We start from the raw sequence: 16,508 nt of genomic DNA, 5'->3' as shown, positions 1-16,508 counted from the left end.
GTCAGTTTTTGGTTCTTGGCTTTTAGTTCTCTATCATCAATACACTATACATTTTTACATTATACAAAAAATAACATGGATAAATTTTTCAACAAAATCCCTTTTATTGACAATGTTTTAAAAGGAATCGGACAAATTATGCTTCAGGAAAACAGATGGACAGGCCTTCTGTTTTTGATCGGTATTTTTATGGGAAGCTGGCAGGGTGGTATTGCCGTTCTGTTATCTACAGTTGCCGGAACCTATACCGCAATGATGCTTAAGTACGATCAATCTGAAATTAATGCCGGATTATACGGCTTCAGTGCGGCACTGGTAGGCGTTGCCCTGTCTTTTGTGTTTCAGACTACCATCGTCATATGGCTTCTTATTATCGTAGGCGGAGCATTGGCTGCAGTGATTCAGCATTTCTTTATTAAAAATAAAATTCCCGTATTTACTTTTCCTTTTATCATCATCACCTGGGTTTGTGTGTTTGTACTGCACCATTTTACGCAGATTCCGCCTTCGGAAATGATGTCAGCAGCTGTAGAACCGGCAGATTATGATGACTTTTTAACCTGCACCAATGGCTTTGGGGAAGTGATTTTCCAGGGTGGAGTGCTTTCAGGGATTATTTTCTTCATCGCTGTTTTCATCAGTTCTCCTGCAGCTGCTCTGTATGGGCTTGCCGGGTCAGTATTGGGGGCATATATTTCCCATATGAACGGGGAGGCCATTGATGAAATCCATCTGGGGTTATTCGGATTTAATGCGGTACTTTCTGCTATTGTCTTTTCAGGGTTTAAAAAAACCGATGGAATATGGGTACTGTTAGCAGTAGTGATTACGGTGATTATTGATGATATGTTAATCGATCATAACGTACTCAGTGAAGTAGGGGGAGTCCTTACATTTCCTTTTGTAGCAGGAACGTGGATTACCCTGCTTATTCAAAAACTTTTTCTTTCTAAAACAGAAAAATAATTCTAAACATACTATAGAAAATCAATGAAAATAACTAAAATAATGGTCGCTGTTCTTGCTGTTTCTATCAATGGGCTTATTTCAGCTCAGGAAACACCATCAGAAAAACAACTGATCATTAAAGATGCAGACGATAAATTTCCTATTGCAGATGCTTTGGTTTTGTTTGATCATGGAAACAACCATGCGCATTCAGGAACCGACGGATCTTTAACACTTACTATAAAATCATTCCCGGATACCCTTGTCATCAGCCATCAGGGATATGAAAATATACAATGGGTGGTGACTAACAATGAGGATAAAAATAAAGTTGTTTTTTTACAGCATAAACCTTTTCAGATCTCTGAAGTAGCCATCAGCCACAGTTCATTTTTATCGGCAATTACCAAAGTTGATCTTAACAAGTTTCCGGTGAATTCAGCGCAGGATCTGCTTCGTAAAGTTCCCGGATTATTTATAGCACAACATGCAGGAGGAGGAAAAGCAGAACAGCTTTTTCTGAGAGGTTTTGATGCCGATCATGGAACAGATGTAAGCGTAAATGTAGACGGAATGCCTGTAAATATTGTATCACATGCCCATGGACAGGGATATTCAGATCTTCATTTTGTCATCCCGGAAACCGTTAATAATATCGACTTTGGGAAAGGTGCTTATTATATGGACCGCGGAGATTTTGATACCGCAGGCTACGTGGATTTTCAAACCTATGACAAACTGAAAAACAGCATGGTAAAACTGGAAGGAGGATCTTTCAATTCCAAAAGAGTGTTGGGGATGTTCAATATTCTTAACGATGCAGCAGGAAGAAAAGGAGCTTATGTAGCGGCAGAATACAATTATTCGGATGGACCTTTTGATGTAAAACAGAACTTTAACCGGGTGAATATTTTCGGGAAATACAACCAGTGGATTACAGACCGGGATTATTTTAATATCCAGTTTTCCACTTTCAATTCCTCATGGAATGCTTCCGGGCAGATTCCGGAACGTGCGGTAGATGAAGGGATTATTGGAAGATGGGGAAGTATAGACCCCACAGAAGGTGGAAGTACCTCGCATACCAATCTTCAGATGAATTATAAACATATCATTTCACCTTCAGAGCACATCGATGTTATGGGATGGTATTCAAAGTATAACTTTAATTTATATTCGGATTTTACTTTTTACTTAAAAGATAAAGACCACGGCGACGAGATTCAGCAGACAGACGGAAGAAATATCTATGGAACCGAGATGAAATATACAAAGAATTTTTCTGTTGGAAATGGAACACTGGACTGGATTTCCGGGGTAGGTTTCAGAAATGATGATATCAATACGTTGCAGCTTAATCACGTCTATCACAGAGATATGCTGTTAGATAAACTGTCTGATGTCAACGGAACAGAAACCAACCTGCATGCCTATTCCGGACTAATCTGGAAAACCGGAAAATGGACGATAAATCCTGCTTTGAGAGTCGATCATTTCATTTTTAATATGCATAATCTGCTGGATCCTGAACAACTGCCTTCCGGACAGTCAACAGAAGCGACAAGACTAAGTCCGAAACTTAATTTTTCATATGCCACCAGCGAAAAAGTAATGTGGTTCCTGAAAACCGGAATGGGATTCCACTCCAATGATATCAGAGTAGTCGTTCAGAACAATGGAGACAAAACATTGCCGTATTCTATAGGCGGAGATCTGGGCGTAAGACTGCATCCTTTGAAATCGCTGATCATTACCCCTGCATTATGGTATATGTCTTTACAGCAGGAATTTGTGTATGTAGGTGACGATGCCGTTGTAGAACCTTCCGGAAAATCCAGACGCTATGGTGCTGATCTGGGTGTCCGTTTTCAGCCGATTGAAAACTTTTACCTGAATGCAGATATTAACTATTCTCACGCAAGATTTGTTGAAGAACAGAAAGGAGAAGATTACGTGCCTCTTGCACCGGTTGTTACCAGCACCGGATCAGTGAACTGGGATTTTCTGAATGGTTTCTCTTTAGGGCTGCAGTACCGTTATTTAGGGGCCAGACCAGCTGTTGAAGATAACAGCATCCGCACAAAAGCCTATTTTGTGAATGATCTGATGCTTTCCTATAACCGTCCGAAATGGGGCGCCAACCTGCAGGTGAACAACCTTTTCAATGTACAATGGAATGAAGCCCAGTTCGCCACAGAAACCCAATTGAGAAACGAGCAGCAGTCTGTTACAGACCTTACTTACACCCCGGGAAACCCTTTCGGAATCAAAATGGGTGTGTATTATAAATTCTAAAATTAAAGACAAAAATAAGATCAATAATAACGGGCTTTGGCCCGTTTACTTTAAATTTGTATAACCCTTAAATAATTTACAACCAAGGATATGGAAGTACTTTCCAATTTTCAGTATAAAAAATTATTTCTCCCTAATATTACGGAGAAAATATTAGCCAATAATGCGGATGTCCAGTTGTATCGGCTCGAAAATTATCTTAAAGGGATCCTGATGCCGGTTATTCCATACCGTACCACTTTCAACTTTATCATTTTTGTGACCAACGGGCATATCAAGCAGTATCTGGAAAATGAAGAATATGATGCCGAGAAAGGAGGAGTCATTTTTATAAAACAGGGAACCATTACCGCAACCTTAGAATTATCTGATGATATTGAAGGTTTTTTTCTGGCCTATGAAAACAGCATCTTATCCGAACAGGAACTGCCGAAACATAAAACCAGTATCTTCTTTATGAATCCTTTTCTTACGCTGGATGCACTTACCTATGGAACCATTACCCAGCTGCTCCTGATTATGGAACAGGAGTTTTTATTGAATAACCTGGACGTAAATGAAGTTCTTATCACCATGCTCCATCTTATTTTAGTGAAAATGCTTCATACCGATTTAGACGGAACCCATAAAGCGGCAACCCGTTCTATGGAGCTCTCGCTTCAGTTCCGAGATCTTTTATTTAAATATCATATTGAAGAAAAAAGGGTAGCTTTTTATGCGGACAAATTATCCGTCACAGAAAACTACCTCAATAAATGTGTAAAAAATGTAACGCAGAAGTCTCCGAAACAATGGATCAATGAAATTGATATCAACTACAGCAAAGCGTTGCTTCATTCCAGTAGAGATATTGCTGAGATTGCGTATGAACTTAATTTCCATACTGCTTCCCACTTTACCCAGCTTTTTAAAAAAGTAGCCGGGATTACGCCTAAAGAATACAGACAGCGGTTTTTAAATAATAAACAATATGGTGAGGTAATGCATGATGTACTGTAATGCTGTTTGAAAAAAGAGAATTACATTTTTTCATTTTCAAGAATCTTAAGCACCAGTTTTTCCTCGTGGGTTAAATCCGCCTTACCATCATTTTCCTCTATTTGTTCCAGTTCATCAAAATACTTTTTGATGGTGTTATTTTCATACAGGTTGATGACTAACGGATGAACATAATATTTCCTGCACACCGTGCTCGTATTTCCGAGATGGGAAGCCACTATTTCCAGTGCTTCCTTTACTTTCTTTTTATATTCAGTATCATTTTCTGCATATCCGATTTCCTTAAAAGCAATAAAAGCATTCACTGTTCCGGACCACGTACGGAAATCTTTAGCCGTAAAATCTTCGCCGCTGATCTCTTTGATATACTCATTCACCATTCCCGAATCTATAGAATGTCGGGTTCCATCCTCATCAATATATTGGAAAAGTTCCTTTCCCGGAATCTCTCTGCATTTCTGGACCAGTTTTGCCAGCCTTTTACTCTTCAGGTCAATATGATGCATAATGCCTTTTTTACCTTTAAAAGAAAAGGTAATTTTCTGTCCGTTAATCTGAACATGCTTATCCTTTAAAGTCGTAAGTCCGAATGAGCCATAAAGCTTTTCGTAGGCATTATTTCCGATACGGATGTTGGTCCGTTGCATCAGACTCACAATAAGAGCCAGAATTTTTCTTTTTTCCAAATTTCTTATCGCCAGATCCTTTTCCAGATGCAGGCGTATTTCCGGAAGTGCATACCCAAACTGAAGCATCCTGTAAAACTTGGTGTGATTTCTTAAAGCGCTCCACAGCGGATGATAGCGGTATTGTTTTCGCATTTTGGCGTCAAGCCCGGTGGCCTGGAGATGGCCGTTGTCTAAAGCACAAATCCACACGTTCTCCCATGCAGGCGGAATAACCAGCTTGTTGATACGCGTGATTTCTTCCTTATCCCTGATCTTTTCACCTTCCTTGAAATAAGCATATTTCTTTCCTGTTTTCTTTCTGGTGATACCGGCTGATTCTGCATCGGTGGTATATACAAGATGTACCGCCTTTGCAGAAGCTTCCGGATCCTTCATAATTTTGACGATTTTTGAAGGTTTCAGACGGGAAATAATCTGTAAGTCTGCATTCTTCTCCATAAAAATGGTTAAGAGTTTTTACCCTTCGAAAATATTAATAAAAGTATGACTACAATGGCGCAAACTACGATAATTCCCCACCACATTCCTGCTTTGAAAACCGTCTCTACTGCTTCACAACTTGATAGTAACAATAAACTTAATATTGAAATACTGTATAAGGTTAATTTTTGCATAATAATTTATTTTTTGATTAGTTTAAATTCTGTGATGGTCTGGTCGCCATTTTTTGATGGATTTTTTAATTTCGTCTCCGGAAATATTTTCATGGAGTGCCTTATATAAAAGATCTTTGAATTCATCATCATAGGCAAATCTTAAGGCAGCGATCTGGGAAAAACTTAATTTTTCAGCAATGTCATCAGACCTTTCATTAAAGATTTCGAAATAACGCTGTTTGAATTCCAGCCGCACGATACGGTTCTGATTACCCAGTGCATAATGCTGCCTAAGCATGATTGCTAAATAGAATATCAAAAACAAGACCACAGAAAATAGAATCCAGATAAGCTGATGATCCGGATCGTTTACTATTTTATACAGTCCATACCCTTCCAGAATTATCAATATCGGAAGCAAAATAAAATGATGCGGCGGGTAAAATTTCCTGTGGTTTTTGTAATTCTGTTTTTCCATATAAGTAAGCTTAGCAATAATCTTTCCAAAACATTGTATTTTTAATACGAATTGCTATTTTTCATGATTAAAAACAATTGTATTTATTAAATAACTTAAAGTTTTTCCATTTACAGTATCGCTGAGATTTAAAATCAAATTTTTTGTAACTTTCGGTATTAAAATAAATTGAAACATGACTTCAAAGGAAAAAGTAGCTGCGCTTCGTGAAGAAATGCAGAAAAATAATGTTGATGCTTTTATTGTATACTCTTCAGATCCTCACATGAGTGAATATTTACCCGAAGAATGGCAGGAGAGGTCTTGGCTTTCAGGGTTTTTAGGATCAGCAGGTTTTGTAGTAGTTACGAAAGATAAAGCAGGCCTTTGGACTGATGGAAGATACTATACTCAGGCTGCGATAGAGCTGGAAGGTTCCGGAATCGATCTTTTTAAAGACGGAATGGAAGGAACACCCAATTATATCGACTGGATCATCTCAGAAATTCCTTCCCATGGGAAAGTGGCCGTTAATGATATTGCTACTTCCAATGCAAACTGGGAGCTTCTTTCTTCTAAATTTGATGCTAAAAATATCACATTATCAGGTATTCCTCTACTGAAAGAAATCTGGAAAGACAGAAGAACACCATCGAAAAACCCAATATATGCCCATCCTGTAGAAAGAGCAGGAAAATCTGTTGTTGATAAACTTTCTGCGATCCGTCAGAAAATGGAAGAACAGGAAGTGGCAGTACATATTATTTCAAGTCTGGATGATGTCGCTTGGACCCTGAATTTAAGAGGAAGTGATGTGCAAAGCAACCCGGTATTTTTAGGGTATATTGTCATTACTAAAAATGATGCGATTCTATTCACTGATTTAGATAAACTGGAAGTAGAAGCAAGAAAACAGATGGATGATTCTTTCGTGAAAATGATGCCGTATGAGGAATTTTTCAATCATCTGAAAGGAATTAAAAATGAAAAAATCCTGATCTCTCCGAACAGCAATCAGTCAATATTCGAAATTTTAAAGACTGATAATCAGTTTGTAAAAGCTGCCGTTCCTGGAAATTTAATGAAAGCCCAGAAAAATGACACTGAGCTGGAAGGATTCAGAAAAGTAATGGTGCGCGACGGCGTTGCTATGGTGAAATTCCTGTACTGGCTGAATCATGCAGCAGGGAAGGAACCTATGAATGAATTCTCTATCGGCGAAAAACTGAGAGGATTCCGTGAAGAAGGAGAAAATTTTGTAGGCGAAAGTTTCGGAAGTATCGTTGGATATAAAGATAACGGTGCCATTATGCATTACTCTGCCAAAAAAGAAGGAAGTAAGGAAGTAACCAATGATGCAAGCATCCTGGTAGATTCAGGAGGTCAGTATCTGGAAGGAACGACGGATATCACAAGAACATTTGCGTTGGGAGCTGTTTCTGATGATTTTAAAAGAAATTCTACTTTGGTATTGCAGGGACTTATCCGTCTTTCGATGGTGAAATTTCCAAAAGGAACCAAAGGAGTTCATTTAGATGCCATTGCAAGACTTCCGTTGTGGATGGAAGGAAAAGACTTCAACCACGGAACAGGACACGGAGTGGGAAGCTTTATGAACGTTCATGAAGGCCCTCAGAATATCAGAAAAGATATGAATCCTCAGGATCTTCTTCCGGGAATGGTATGTTCCAATGAACCTGGATATTACTTGGAAGGAGATTACGGAATCCGTCATGAAAACCTGATCGCGGTAAGAGAAGCAGAAAAAACAATTCACGGAACATTCTATGATTTCGAAACATTAACTTTCTGCCCGTTCTTTAAAGATACAATCGTAAAAGATATTCTTTCTGAACAAGAAATTGCATGGCTGAACCAGTATCATAAAACATGTGAAGAAAAATTAGCTCCGCATTTAGAAGGAGAGGTTAAAGAATGGTTCTTACAATTGGTAAGCCCACTTTAACAGCCTATTTGTTAGATAAATTTAAGCTCCGTAAGTTTTTACGGAGCTTTTTTATTGAAATTCAATGAGCTAATATCTAATCAAGCACATATATATCCAATAAAGTTAATTATACAACCGTATTTTTACGGATATAAGTTTAGGGTTTCCCCTGAAGGATTAGAGATTTTTTGAGCCTACATTTGTATCAACAAAAAAGACATCATTTCATTTCTTCATATAACTTAGTAAATTCAAAAGCAGTTTTAGAATCATCTCAGCAATGGGGTGATTTTTTTATGAAAAATGTATATTTATTTCTCGCAGATCAGGCTGATTGAGCAGATTACTTATTTATCATTGTAAAGAGTAAATGAGTTAACGGTATGAAGTGCTATATTATTTTCTTCCTGTTGATTTTACAAATCAAATTGATGCTCATATTAAAAAAATCTGCATGATCAGTTTAATCTGCGAGAGTTTCAAAGTCGTAATCTTCTGTTCAAAGCAATTTTATCCATTTTTTTTGATTAAAAAATTCCTTATGAAAATATATTATCTCCAACTTTTAATACTGATCCGTATTTTGTATTTTTGTGAAATCCATTCCTATTTAATTATAATCATCCACAAAAATGGTAGCTCAGTACTTCCGAAGTTTTAATATATTCTCAGAAGAAGAAATTCATCATTGTATGACGCTTTTTGAGATGAAAAAAATAAGCAAAAATGAATACTTTGTGAAGGAAGGCGATAAATGTAAAGAGATAGGTTTCATTCAGTCGGGAATTTTTCGGTCCTACTATATTTCCAGTGATGGAAAAGATATGACCTACTGTTTCAGATTCCCTAATGATCTTATTGCTTCCTATTCCTCATTTATTTCAGGACGGACGAGTACGGAAACCATGCAGGCCATCGCAGATGCTGAAGTATTGGTGATAAAGAAGGAGAAAATTGAAGAATTAACAACCAACAATCCCAATTGGATATATTTTTTAAAGGTGATTGCAGAGCAGGAATACCTGGAACTTGAAAAACGTTTTTTTCAGCTGCAGAGAGACAGCGCCGCACAGCGTTATACCTCCTTACTCAAAAACCAGCCAAATTATATTCAGGATATTCCGTTACAGCATTTGGCATCCTATTTAGGGATTACCCAAAGGCATTTAAGCCGTATCCGGAAAGAAATTTCTTTTTAGACATTTGTCCTGTTAATTCTACGGACAGCACTATAGTTTTGTAAAAAAATAATAGATGCAGTCAAACATTTTAATTATCGGCGGTAATGGCATGGTGGGAAAAACAATTTCCCGGATTCTTACCTCAAGAAACCCTGATTATAGCATTTTTATCGGAAGCCGAAAAGCTGGAAAAACGGAAAACGATCTTGTAATCGATGTCAATCAGCCTCATACATTTCAATCCATTACAGACAAAAAGATCAATCTTATTGTGTTGTCAGTCAATGATAAAGAAGATCATGTGCTCCGCTTTGCCATTGAAAATCATATTGATTATCTTGATATTACCAAACCAACTCCCGATTTAATGAAAGCCTATGAATGGGCAAAAAAACAGTCGGTTAACAGCAGGATTGTTTTCAGTTCGGGCTGGATGGGTGGTATTGTAGGCGGTTTGGCGGCTTCATCAACTCCACATATGAAAGATATTGAGGAGATTAAACTTTTCGTGTATTATTCGGTAAAAGACCTGGCAGGAGAAAGTTCAGCTCATTTTATGGCAGAAAATGTAGCAAAACCTTTTTCAATGTACAAGAATAACAGTCCATTACAGGTTCGCCATTTTTTAGATGCCGAATATTTCAACTACTCCTTTGGAATAGGAAAAAGGACTGCTTATAATTTTGATGTTCCCGATTTGTATATTTTAAACAAGATTGAGAAAATACCCACTGTCAGTGTGAAAATGACCTATAATTCAAAGTTGATAACGTGGCTGTTGGGAGCATTTCAGCGTTGGAAAATCTTTACTATCTTATCATTAAAAGAAAGAAGAATGATTTTCGGATCCAGTGGTAGCGGAGACCAGTCTGTTTTTGAAATTGTGATACAAACGAAAGTTGGCAGCAGGAAAATTAGTCTGCAGAGTACAAAGGGGCAGGCAGAATTGACTGCATTATCAGCTGTTCTACATACCGAAGAATTAATGAAAAGACATCTTGAAAATGCCATTTATTTTAGCCATCAGCTGCACCGCTCCGATTCACTTTTTGCAGCACTCAATGAATATGAAACCATCAACATAAAAATTAAGTAATGAAAAAAATTGTTATCATTAATGGACATCCGAATAGAGATTCATTCAATTTTGGACTCACAAAAGCATATAAAGAAGGTGCTTTGCAATCAGGTACGGAAGTACGGGAAATTACCATTGCAGATTTGCAGTTTGATCCGAACCTGCAATTTGGTTATCAGAAAAGAATGGAACTGGAACCGGATTTACTTAAGGCCTGGGAAATCATCCAGTGGGCAGATCATCTGGTATGGATTCATCCGGTATGGTGGGGAGGTCTTCCGGCTCGTACCAAAGGTTTTATAGACCGGCTTTTTCTTCCAGGAATAGCTTTTAAATATAGAGAAAATTCAGTGTGGTGGGATAAACTTTTAAAAGGAAAAACCGGACATATCATTACCACACTGGATCAGCCGGGTTGGTATTATCGTTTGCTCTATGGACGACCGAGTGTTAACCAGCTTAAAAAATCTACCCTTGTATTTTGCGGTGTGGAACCGGTAAAAGTGACGTATGTCGGAATTATCAAAACTTCGGATGAAAAACAGCGTATGCAATGGCTAACTAAAATAAAAGGATTGGGACAAAAGCAGAAGTAAGAATTGACAGAGATTGAATAACTCGTGTTTTGTTTTTATATCAAAATCATAGACAATCTGTATAGCTGCAGAACAACGACATTATCGATAAAAAACGTAAATTTGCACCATGAATAACGATACCATTTGTGCACTGGCTACGGCCAATGGAGTAGGAGCTTTAGGGATTATCAGAGTTTCAGGGAACGAATCCTTATCAGTCGTTCAGAAATCTTTTCCCGGGAAAAATCTTGAGAAACAGAAATCGCACACGATTCATTACGGATATTTTATGGATGAAGATGAGGCGATTGATGAAGTGATGTTGTCTATTTTCCTGGCGCCGAAAAGTTTTACTACAGAAAATTCTGTGGAAATTGCTTTTCACGGCTCTCCACATATTGGTAAGCGTATTCTGGAAACTTTAATTAAAAACGGAGCACGAATGGCGAAAGCGGGGGAGTTTACCCTTCGTGCGTTTATCAATGGAAGAATAGATCTTTCTCAGGCTGAAGCGATTGCAGATGTTATTGCCTCAGAAAATGAAGCATCCCGAAAAGTAGCGATCAACCAGCTGAAAGGAGGAATTACCAACGAAATAGCAATATTGAGAACCGATTTGCTGAACTTCGTTTCACTGATTGAGCTGGAACTGGATTTTGCAGAAGAAGACGTCGAGTTTGCCGACCGTTCAGCGTTGAATTTGCTTTTAGATAAAATTGATTTAAAATTAAATTCACTTATAGAAAGTTTCCAATACGGAAATGCCATCAAAAATGGAACGGCCGTTGCAATCATCGGGAAACCGAATGCCGGAAAATCGACTTTACTGAATTCTTTACTGAAAGAAGAAAGAGCCATTGTAAGCAATATTGCAGGAACGACAAGAGATACGATTGAGGAAGTTTTGCATATCAAAGGCCACGCATTCCGTCTGATCGACACTGCAGGACTTCGCGATACAGTAGATGAAATTGAGGCGATCGGGGTTAAAAAAGCCAGAGAAAAAGTTGATCAGGCTAATATTCTGGTGTATCTGGCTGATGCTGCTACTGAAGATTTTTCAGAAGATATTGACATGATCAGATCATTACAACGAGAAGATTTAAAACTGATCATCTGTGCAACCAAAATTGATGAAGTTTCTCCTGTAAAATATCAAACCGTTGAAACTGCTTTCAGAAAAGAGATCTCCGCAGATTTTGATTTCATTACCATCTCCGCAGTAGAAAATCAAAACATTCAGGACCTTAAAAATGAACTGTCTTCTTACGTAGAGCAGTTGAAGTCCCAGGAAAATAATGTCGTTGTGACCAATCAGCGTCACTTTGAGGCTCTTCGTAAATCGTTGGAAGCAGTTGATAAAGTGAAAGAAGCCATCACCTTCCAGATCTCTACAGAGCTTTTAGCCTATGAACTGAGAAATGCTTTAGAGCATCTTGGTGAAATATCAGGTGAAGTAACCAATGATGAGGTGCTGGGGAATATTTTTTCTAAGTTTTGTATCGGGAAGTAGGAAATATTTTAGATTTCAAGCTTTCTATCTTTTGAGCTCTATAAAAGTTTTCGGCTGTAAGGATTAGTTTTTCAACTTCTTTTTGTTCTTTTTCAATTGCCTCTTGTTTCTCAATTTCCTGCTGCTTAATGATTGCCTCTTTGCGCCACCTTTCCTCTAATTGTAAATAATATTGATGTGAATATTCTGCATACAATTCGGTGTAGACAATAATTCTAACTAATTTTTCTTCCAGAGCAAAATATGGAGTATCTTTCCATTCTTTCCTGCTCCAAGTATCTTCGTACATTTGGACACATAAAGTATCTGTTAAGACAAAGTCCATCGAATGGTAAGAACCTTTGTCATTATTCTTATATTTTGCCATATTCCTCATGCTTAGATAAATCTCCCGATCAGACATTGAGACTACATCTTCAAAAACAAAACTCTATTCTATTGATCAATGCAAGAGTTTATGCTTTTGAAAAGAAAAAATATCTCGATTCTGTTTTTGAACACGATTGAAAAAGCAATCAGGTTTGAGAAATTTTTACAACCAAATTTAAAAATAGAAAACCACCAGCAATTAGTGGATCAATTGAGTAGAATTGGGCAAAAAGTTTCTAAAGACAATAACATTGCTTTTTCTGCTTTTGAGGGAATTTTTAAGGATTCAAATGAAACAACAATTCTTTTTAATTTGTTACGTTTTGAAGGAAAAAACAATTATCAATCTGGAAATACCGGCATAGAAAACAATTAAAGACCAGAGTGAGAAGTTAAGATTGATTTACGGTTCAGATGTAGAAATGTGTCCACCTAACACACTCCCATCTTCTTCCAGTTCTTTTTTCCTTTGTTTTATGAAATCAGTTGGACGGATACCGTTTATTTCCTGAAAGAGATTAGAAAAATTAGTTCTAGAGGCAATCCCACATTCATCAGCTAACCCCTGAATATTTAATCGGAGGTATTTTGGAACATTATACATTAATTCTGTAATGTAGTTAATACGCAGGACAGAAATATATCTGCTGAAGTTTACTCCTTTCGTATCATTGATGTATTGGGAAAGATAAAACTTGTTGGTGTTGAAAGTTTCTGCAAGCTGTTCAATCGTAAGACCATTTTCTTTAAAGCCTTTGCGGTCTTCAAAATCTTTTAGTTTGTTTTGTAAATCTGCAAAAACATCTGCACTTATGATAGATTTATTTTGTACTGGTATACATTCATAGAATGCTGATCCTTTTTTATTTTCTTGTAACTTCTTTTCTAGTTCGTCGTATTTTTGTTTTATCAGCTTTTCATTATGATAATACCTCCATATTCCAAAAGATAATATAATGATCACAATTACTAGTAGTCCGATAGTCCCTAATCCCCATTTATTGCGGTTTTCCGACTTCTTTTTAGCTTCTATCAAGATTTGACCATCATAACCATTATGTAATTTTGAAGATAGATAAGGGAAATCTTTTTTGAGAATACTATCAACTTTCAATAAGTCTTTGGTATAAGCCAATTCCTTTTGGCTATTTTTATTTTTTTGGTAATACAAAATGAGCAATTCGTAGTTTTCCTGCAGTTCAGGAAAAATGAATTTCCTTTTCTTGAAAATCGAATCCACTTTTTCAAACTGCTTTATAGCAAACTCTTCCTTCCCTGATTCTAAAAGGCTTTTCCCGATATAGAATTCAGAAACGGAAACCCAATAGATGTCATCGTTCTTTTGTAGGATGGGTAGTGCATGGTTAAGGTTTTGTACTGCAGTCTTATAATTTTTATGATAATAGTCCGAAATGCCTTTGCACTTCAGAAAATAATCTTTTTCAGAGGGAAAATCTTTGGATAGACTTACAAATTGAAATCCGGTAGAAATCAGGAAATCCGCCTTTTTGTAATCTTTGAGGTACTGATAACAAAAAATTGCTTGATGTAAACTGTTTAAATAGCCTTTGCTATCGTTGTAGATTTGGGTAGGATAATTTTTCTCTTTGGTTTTAGGTCCAAAGTAAGCAATACACTCATTGAAATGAACCAATGCTTCATCATAATACCCCAGATAGCTTTTTACCAAGCCTATTTGATAGATGATTTTATATTTTAAGTAATCATCATTGCCATTTTGAGAATATTGATAGGCCGTCAGATATTCATCCAAAGCAGCTGTATAGTTTTTGTAATAAAAATAATAAAGGCTGCCTTTATACAAATAAGAAGCTGATATCAATTCTTGATCATCCGTCTTTTTAGCAGCAACAATAGCACTGTCTGCATATTTTATTTTTAATTCTTTATTAGAAGAATAGAAGGAATAATCTTCATAACCTTGTTTTATTTCTCTGAAGTTTTTCTCTTTTTTTGCTTTTTGAATATAACATTTTACATACGGCAGAGCCGCTTCATCATTTTTATCAAAGCTATCATATACATTTCTTAACTCTTCATATATATTTTGCCCATTAACTTTTCCGAAAGGAAAAATTAAAAAGAAACAAAATAGACCGAAAATCCATTTTTTTAGTAACATTTTTGTTCAATCATTTAGTTTTATAATCCAAAAGTAAACAAAATCATTCATAATTGATAATAGAAATAAATTTTTACTATAAATACCTGATTTATTTAAATGCTATAATATCAATTGATTACCCGTTTCAATTTGGAAATTTTTCAGATTAGCACGTAATAATTTGGAAAATTTCCAAATCGAAACTTACTTGTTTTGTGCGAAATGTACAAGCCATATACATTTACCCAAGAATTCTATAAAAAATCCTGGTGCCGGGATAAACTTAAAAACAATTATTATGAAAAAGTTTATCTCATTAACGATAATGGCTGTTCTATTATTTTCAGTAGTGAGTTGCAGAGAAGTAGAAGAGCTGACAAGTGTTCCTGAAACTAACAATAAGATAGTTGAAAGACAAAAAAAAGATTCTTTCAGTGTAACTACATCTTCGACAGATAATCCAGATCCTGTTGTTGTTGTTGAAGAAAAAGATCCTCCTCCAAAGGATAAAATTGAATGGTAAGAATAATTAGAAATATGTATTTAAAATTTTATAAGATGATGCATAAGATATTGATAGTATGGAATATTTTGATTTTAGGTGCCTCTACATATATGATGGCACAAACCCATAGGTTTATATACGAATTGAAATATAAATCAGATTCGGCACAAACTGACTATTCTACTCAAGAAATGGTCTTAGATATAAATCCCGAAAATGTAAAATTTTATGAGCATGATTTCGTCAAAAGCGATTCATTAAGGAAATTACCAAACCATCAATACGATCAGCATACAAGTCAAACAGGTCAGACAATTGCAAGAAAGAAAGGCATTAATATGAATCTCAACTATGTTCAAATTAGAATGATGCCATTCTACTATGTTTTTGAATCCAATGATGAAATAAAATGGAAGATCCAAAAAGAAACTAAAACTATTGCGAATTATAAAATACAAATGGCAACAGCAAATTTCGGAGGCAGAAAATGGATTGCCTGGTTTACAGCTGATATCCCGATATCCGAAGGACCCTACAAATTTAGAGGACTTCCCGGGTTGATTCTGTTTATAGAAGATTCTAAACAAAACTTCATCTATAGTTTTGTAAGAAATCAGAATTTTCCATTCACCTATAATACAAATGAATTTATAGAATCTCATTACATTCTAAAAGCAATAAAAATTAATTATAAAACCTGGATAAGATTGAACTTGGATTTTTTTAATGACCCATATGCGAGAATGCGAACCGATTTTCAGCCTGACTGGAATGTGGAAATAAATGGAAGGAAAATTAAAGCGAAAGAAGAATTTAATGACCTTACTGAATCTACACAAATTGAGATAAGAACTTATTATAACCCTGTTGAACTAGATAAAGCTATTCCGTACCCACTTGTTAAAGGAAATATAAAAATAAAAGGTTGAAAAATTTTTCCTCAAAAAATATAAGGATGAGCCTGATGCCGAGATGATAAAGACAGGAAATAACAATAGTAAAATCTAATTAACATGAAAAAAAAGCAAATTAGAAGCGCAGCAGAATTCCTGGGAGTTAAAAAACTAACTCCTATGGAACAGATAAAAGTTAGAGGCGGTAAGCTAATGCATGAAGATAATGATTATGATAATGGAGATGTACATGTACATCAACATGTTCATACTCCGTGATAGCCACTGGCGAAATCTTCACATCGTAAGGGGTAGAATTTATTCTGCCCTTTTT

16 protein-coding genes are annotated in these 16,508 nt (G+C 36.2%); 12 read left to right on the top strand and 4 right to left on the bottom strand.

What is annotated here, in order from left to right:
- Nucleotides 1-75: 75 nt before the first annotated feature.
- The 3 genes from SB679_RS11065 (at nt 76) to SB679_RS11055 (ending at nt 4,242) form a co-directional block, all read left to right on the top strand.
- On the top strand, nt 76-966 hold the full coding sequence (locus SB679_RS11065; RefSeq protein WP_410702349.1) for an urea transporter: 891 nt from the start codon (nt 76-78) through the stop codon (nt 964-966).
- 24 nt (nt 967-990) lie between these two features.
- Nucleotides 991-3,243: a TonB-dependent receptor gene (locus SB679_RS11060; protein ID WP_410702347.1), complete on the top strand. Its 2,253-nt coding sequence runs from the start codon at nt 991-993 to the stop codon at nt 3,241-3,243.
- A gap of 90 nt (nt 3,244-3,333) precedes the next feature.
- A complete protein-coding gene (locus SB679_RS11055) occupies nt 3,334-4,242 on the top strand; it encodes a helix-turn-helix domain-containing protein (RefSeq protein ID WP_410702346.1) in 909 nt (302 codons plus the stop codon).
- A 20-nt stretch (nt 4,243-4,262) separates the two neighbouring features.
- Here the strand turns inward: SB679_RS11055 and SB679_RS11050 are convergent, their stop codons facing one another.
- A complete protein-coding gene (locus SB679_RS11050) occupies nt 4,263-5,369 on the bottom strand; it encodes a DNA topoisomerase IB (RefSeq protein WP_410702344.1) in 1,107 nt (368 codons plus the stop codon).
- A 198-nt stretch (nt 5,370-5,567) separates the two neighbouring features.
- Nucleotides 5,568-6,005, bottom strand: coding sequence for a DUF6526 family protein (locus SB679_RS11045; protein WP_410702342.1), 438 nt, complete (start codon nt 6,003-6,005; stop codon nt 5,568-5,570).
- Nucleotides 6,006-6,180: 175 nt separating this feature from the next.
- Here SB679_RS11045 and SB679_RS11040 point away from each other — a divergent pair, with 175 nt between their 5' ends.
- The 5 genes from SB679_RS11040 to mnmE all read left to right on the top strand — a co-directional run bounded on the left by SB679_RS11040 (nt 6,181) and on the right by mnmE (nt 12,282).
- Nucleotides 6,181-7,950 (top strand): aminopeptidase P family protein, encoded by a 1,770-nt coding sequence (locus SB679_RS11040; RefSeq protein ID WP_410702340.1) that lies wholly within the window; start codon nt 6,181-6,183, stop codon nt 7,948-7,950.
- Between the two features lie 614 nt (nt 7,951-8,564).
- Nucleotides 8,565-9,131 carry a Crp/Fnr family transcriptional regulator gene (locus tag SB679_RS11035; protein ID WP_410702338.1) on the top strand — a complete coding sequence of 189 codons (567 nt, stop codon included), beginning with the start codon at nt 8,565-8,567 and terminating at the stop codon, nt 9,129-9,131.
- A 55-nt stretch (nt 9,132-9,186) separates the two neighbouring features.
- Nucleotides 9,187-10,209, top strand: a complete 1,023-nt coding sequence (locus SB679_RS11030; RefSeq protein ID WP_410702336.1) for a saccharopine dehydrogenase — start codon at nt 9,187-9,189, stop codon at nt 10,207-10,209.
- Nucleotides 10,209-10,787, top strand: coding sequence for an NAD(P)H-dependent oxidoreductase (locus SB679_RS11025; protein ID WP_410702334.1), 579 nt, complete (start codon nt 10,209-10,211; stop codon nt 10,785-10,787). Before SB679_RS11030 ends, SB679_RS11025 begins: the two co-directional genes overlap by 1 nt.
- Before the next feature lie 109 nt (nt 10,788-10,896).
- Entirely contained in the window at nt 10,897-12,282 is a 1,386-nt protein-coding gene (gene mnmE, locus SB679_RS11020) for a tRNA uridine-5-carboxymethylaminomethyl(34) synthesis GTPase MnmE (protein WP_410702332.1), read from the top strand.
- Here mnmE and SB679_RS11015 read toward each other — a convergent pair.
- Entirely contained in the window at nt 12,260-12,649 is a 390-nt protein-coding gene (locus SB679_RS11015) for a hypothetical protein (protein ID WP_410702330.1), read from the bottom strand. The two genes, mnmE and SB679_RS11015, sit on opposite strands and share 23 nt — an antisense overlap.
- A 126-nt stretch (nt 12,650-12,775) precedes the next feature.
- Between SB679_RS11015 and SB679_RS11010 the strand changes: the two genes are divergently transcribed.
- On the top strand, nt 12,776-13,027 hold the full coding sequence (locus tag SB679_RS11010; protein ID WP_410702328.1) for a hypothetical protein: 252 nt from the start codon (nt 12,776-12,778) through the stop codon (nt 13,025-13,027).
- Between the two features lie 27 nt (nt 13,028-13,054).
- On the opposite strand, the gene SB679_RS11005 is transcribed toward SB679_RS11010, so the two are convergent.
- A complete protein-coding gene (locus SB679_RS11005) occupies nt 13,055-14,794 on the bottom strand; it encodes a helix-turn-helix domain-containing protein (protein WP_410702326.1) in 1,740 nt (579 codons plus the stop codon).
- A gap of 280 nt (nt 14,795-15,074) precedes the next feature.
- Here SB679_RS11005 and SB679_RS11000 point away from each other — a divergent pair, with 280 nt between their 5' ends.
- From SB679_RS11000 to SB679_RS10990, 3 genes are all read left to right on the top strand, one after another.
- Nucleotides 15,075-15,299 carry a hypothetical protein gene (locus SB679_RS11000; protein WP_410702324.1) on the top strand — a complete coding sequence of 75 codons (225 nt, stop codon included), beginning with the start codon at nt 15,075-15,077 and terminating at the stop codon, nt 15,297-15,299.
- A gap of 35 nt (nt 15,300-15,334) precedes the next feature.
- Nucleotides 15,335-16,210, top strand: a complete 876-nt coding sequence (locus tag SB679_RS10995) for a GLPGLI family protein (protein WP_410702322.1) — start codon at nt 15,335-15,337, stop codon at nt 16,208-16,210.
- An 84-nt stretch (nt 16,211-16,294) separates the two neighbouring features.
- On the top strand, nt 16,295-16,453 hold the full coding sequence (locus SB679_RS10990) for a hypothetical protein (protein ID WP_410702320.1): 159 nt from the start codon (nt 16,295-16,297) through the stop codon (nt 16,451-16,453).
- The last annotated feature ends 55 nt before the right edge of the window (nt 16,454-16,508 follow it).

The organism is Chryseobacterium sp. SIMBA_029 (assembly GCF_046535275.1).
Classification (GTDB): domain Bacteria; phylum Bacteroidota; class Bacteroidia; order Flavobacteriales; family Weeksellaceae; genus Chryseobacterium.
This window is presented reverse-complemented; position numbering and strand designations above follow the sequence as displayed.

Bases quoted from the DNA above. Each gene is read 5' to 3' on its own strand.
- SB679_RS10990 (WP_410702320.1), top strand. From the start codon at position 16,295: ATGAAAAAAAAGCAAATTAGAAGCGCAGCAGAATTCCTGGGAGTTAAA.
- SB679_RS11045 (WP_410702342.1), bottom strand. From the start codon at position 6,005: ATGGAAAAACAGAATTACAAAAACCACAGGAAATTTTACCCGCCGCAT.
- SB679_RS10995 (WP_410702322.1), top strand. From the start codon at position 15,335: ATGATGCATAAGATATTGATAGTATGGAATATTTTGATTTTAGGTGCC.
- mnmE (WP_410702332.1), top strand. From the start codon at position 10,897: ATGAATAACGATACCATTTGTGCACTGGCTACGGCCAATGGAGTAGGA.
- SB679_RS11005 (WP_410702326.1), bottom strand. From the start codon at position 14,794: ATGTTACTAAAAAAATGGATTTTCGGTCTATTTTGTTTCTTTTTAATT.
- SB679_RS11055 (WP_410702346.1), top strand. From the start codon at position 3,334: ATGGAAGTACTTTCCAATTTTCAGTATAAAAAATTATTTCTCCCTAAT.
- SB679_RS11000 (WP_410702324.1), top strand. From the start codon at position 15,075: ATGAAAAAGTTTATCTCATTAACGATAATGGCTGTTCTATTATTTTCA.
- SB679_RS11060 (WP_410702347.1), top strand. From the start codon at position 991: ATGAAAATAACTAAAATAATGGTCGCTGTTCTTGCTGTTTCTATCAAT.
- SB679_RS11030 (WP_410702336.1), top strand. From the start codon at position 9,187: ATGCAGTCAAACATTTTAATTATCGGCGGTAATGGCATGGTGGGAAAA.
- SB679_RS11050 (WP_410702344.1), bottom strand. From the start codon at position 5,369: ATGGAGAAGAATGCAGACTTACAGATTATTTCCCGTCTGAAACCTTCA.
- SB679_RS11065 (WP_410702349.1), top strand. From the start codon at position 76: ATGGATAAATTTTTCAACAAAATCCCTTTTATTGACAATGTTTTAAAA.
- SB679_RS11035 (WP_410702338.1), top strand. From the start codon at position 8,565: ATGGTAGCTCAGTACTTCCGAAGTTTTAATATATTCTCAGAAGAAGAA.
- SB679_RS11040 (WP_410702340.1), top strand. From the start codon at position 6,181: ATGACTTCAAAGGAAAAAGTAGCTGCGCTTCGTGAAGAAATGCAGAAA.
- SB679_RS11015 (WP_410702330.1), bottom strand. From the start codon at position 12,649: ATGGCAAAATATAAGAATAATGACAAAGGTTCTTACCATTCGATGGAC.
- SB679_RS11025 (WP_410702334.1), top strand. From the start codon at position 10,209: ATGAAAAAAATTGTTATCATTAATGGACATCCGAATAGAGATTCATTC.